Raw genomic sequence first — 3,246 nt, 5'->3', positions numbered from 1 at the left:
CGGACCAGTGGACCACGGCCGAGCGTTCCGCCCCCGAGCGCACCCTGCGGCTGCCGTTCGGAGACGTCCTCGTGGTGTGTGCGAGCCCGGACGGCGGCCTCTACGCCGCAGGTGAACGCCTGTGGCACTGGAGCAGCACCGGTGGCCGGCCCGACCACGTGCGCGGCTACGTGCCCGCCGCGCTCGGTGGAGCGACGCATCGGCTGACGGCGCTGGCCGCTCCCGCGCGGGAGTGCGGGATCGCAGCGGTGGCGGCGGACGCCGAACGCGTCCTGGTCTGGCCGCAAGACGGCCTGGGACACGTCCACGTGTTCGGCTGGGCGGCGCCTGTCAGCGCGGTGGCCGTGGGGATCGCGGCAGGCCGGGAGGTTGTCGCGACTGCTTTCGCAACCCACGTGGCCGTGTGGGAGTGGCGCGAGGGCCGGCCCCGGCACCGCGGGTTCTGGAAGAGCCGGGTGGGGCAGGTGTTCGCCACGGCCGTCACCACCGTGGGGGGCTCGCCCTGCCTGCTGGTCGGCGGCGCACAAGGGGTGGCCGCCCTGGACCCGTGGACCGGCGCGTGCCGCGGCGGGTTCGGTTCCGAAGCCGGCCGCGTCGAGTGCCTCGCCGTCACCACGGAAGGCGACCGTCCCTGGGTCGCCGCGGTCACCACCTCGAGCCCGCAGGTTCGCGTGTGGCGGCTCGACGACGGCGAACAGCTGCGGTCCCAGTGCGTGTTCACCGCCCGCCTGCGGCACCCCTCGGGGGCGACCGTCGCCCTGACCGACTCCGCGAAACCGCTGCTCCTCGCGGTGGACGGCGGGCGGATCCGCCAGTGGTCCATTCAAGCCCGCCACGAGCTCGCCCCGCTGACCGGACACCGGTCCCGGCCGACCTCGGTCACCGTCCTGCGCGGCGGGCGCGGCGGGCGCGGCCGCGTGGCCGTCGCCGACGGGAGCCGCGTCAAGGTGTGGGAACACGGCCCGGCAGCGGACACCGCCTCCTCCTCCGCCGACCGCGCGGGACTGCCCGCGCCGGGCATGGAACATGCCGGAGCCCTCGTGCGCACCGCTCCCGGTGAGGGCGCCGTGGCGCTCGCCGCCCGGGACACCGTGCGGGTGTGGGACCTGCGGGGGCGCGTCGTCCACGACACGTCGGAACTCGCCGCCCACAAGGCGGTGGACCTGCGCGCCGACACCTCGGGCGCGCTGTGGCTGGCGGCCGGCGGACGGAGCACCGCACACGGGCCCACCGTCGTCGTCCGCCGGCTCGACGACGGCTCGGCGACCACGCTGCCCGTGGCGCCCGGTGAGGACGGCACAGTGGGGGCGGTGGCGCTGGCCACCCGCCAGGCCGTACAGGTCTTCGCCGCCGACAACCGCCATATCCGCCGCTGGGACGTACGCTCCGCCACCGCCCTGCCGCCCCTGCACGTACCCAACGACATGGTGCGCACCCTTGCCTTCGTCGAATCACCCACGGGCCGCCCCTTCCTGCTCGCCGGCGCGGGCGACACCGTATGGCTGTGGGACGGGGAGGAGCCCGGCACCCCGGTGCCGCTGAAACCGTCGCAGAGGGCACCCGTGCGCGCCCTGTCCGGCACACACGACGACGACGGACACCGGCATGTCGCCGTGGCGACCGACAAAGGCGTCTTCGTCGCGCGGGAGACGCCCCGGGGCACCATGGAACTGCGCCCGCTCAGCACGACGGTGACGGCGGTGCGCTCCCTGGTCTGCCGCAGCCTGCCGGGCAACCGCGTACTGGTCCTGGCCGCCGACGCCTCCCACGAACTGCACCTGTGGGACGCACACGGGCAGCGGGCCACACCCGGCGTCCCCGACCGCGGTTTCGCCGTCTACCAGGTGATGGCACAGCCCGAGCCGGAAGGCTCCGGGCTCATAGTGGCGTCAGTGGGCCTGGAACGCATGGACGTCCTGACAATGTCCCCGCCCGGCGGCACCGCCTCGGCATGAACCCCCTCACCCCCGCGAAGCGACGAAGCGGACGAAGTGGACGAAGTGAAGGAGAGACAGCAGGTGGCACACGACCTTGTGGTGTTCGTACCCGGAGTGATGGGAAGTGTCCTGCGCGACGGGGACGGTCACGACGTGTGGAACCTGTCGCTCGGCGTCGGCGGCAGGCTGGCCGCGGGCATCGAGCACTTCTTCGAACGCATGGCACTGCCACCCCAACTGGGCGACGAGGCGCCCGACGGGCCGCACGCCCTGACGCCCGCCGGCCTGTTGCGGGAACCCCGCATCTATCCCGGGCTGCTGCCCCACGTGGCCTACCGGGAACTGGCCCGGCATCTGGGAGAACTGGCCGAGGGCCGCGTCGCCGTCTTTCCCTACGACTGGCGGCTGTCCAACCGGCACTCCGCCACCCTCCTGAAGCAGTTCGTGGGCCGCGAACTCCAGCGGTGGAGCCAGGAGCGGCGGGCGGCGGGCGACGAGGAAGAACCCCGGGTGGTCTTCGTCTGCCACTCCATGGGCGGTCTGGTCACCCGCTACTACCTCGAGGTGCTGGGCGGACGGGAAACCGCCCGGTCACTGGTCACCATCGGCACACCGTACTCGGGCGCGGTCAAGGCGGTACGCATCCTCACCGGCACACTGTCCGGCAGAAAGCTCCTCGGGATCGGGACCAGGCTGCGTGAAGCCCTCGTGACAGCCGCGCGCACCATGCCGTCCGTCCACCAGCTCCTGCCCACCTACAGGTGCGTGACAGACCACGCCGCGGGAACGCGCCTGGACGCGGTGCCTCTCCCGGATCTCGACAGCGCCATGGTCGACGACGCCTTCGCCTTCCGCCGCGAACTGGACGAGGCGCTGCGCCGCAACACCACCGAGGATCTGCTGGCCGGCCGTCCCGCCCCGTACCGGGTGTTCGCCTCGGGCGGCAAGGGAGAGCCGACCGACGTCGCGCTCAGCCTGTCGGCGGGATCCCTCACCTACGCGGACCGCTTCGGCGACAAGGACCGCTGGCAGGGGGACGGCACCGTGCCATGTCTGTCGGCCACACCGCCCGAGTGGGAGGACGGCGCCCGGGTCGACTGGTTCCGTCTGGGCCATACGGCTCTGCCCAACGACGCCCTGCTCCAGCGCCAGCTGCACGACCGCTACGAGGCGCTGGACCACCGCCCCTACCAGATGCTGGGCACGGGTTTCGGCATCGACGTTCCCGAGGCCGTGACCGCCGGAACCCCCCTCCCGGTGACCGCGGTCTCCGAAGACCCCGGCCTGCTCCTGGAGGCCCGTCTCGTCT

At 73.2% G+C, this 3,246-nt stretch carries 2 protein-coding genes; both read left to right on the top strand.

Features of this window, described 5'->3' with window-relative positions:
- Positions 1–1,955: WD40 repeat domain-containing protein (locus BEK98_RS49450; RefSeq protein WP_167444470.1), on the top strand; the 1,955-nt coding region annotated here is incomplete at its 5' end.
- Between the two features lie 63 nt (positions 1,956–2,018).
- A partial coding sequence (locus BEK98_RS47490; protein ID WP_143684303.1) for a lipase family alpha/beta hydrolase occupies positions 2,019–3,246 on the top strand: 1,228 nt, incomplete at its 3' end.

This window comes from Streptomyces diastatochromogenes (assembly GCF_002242805.1).
GTDB lineage: Bacteria > Actinomycetota > Actinomycetes > Streptomycetales > Streptomycetaceae > Streptomyces > Streptomyces diastatochromogenes.
This window is presented reverse-complemented; position numbering and strand designations above follow the sequence as displayed.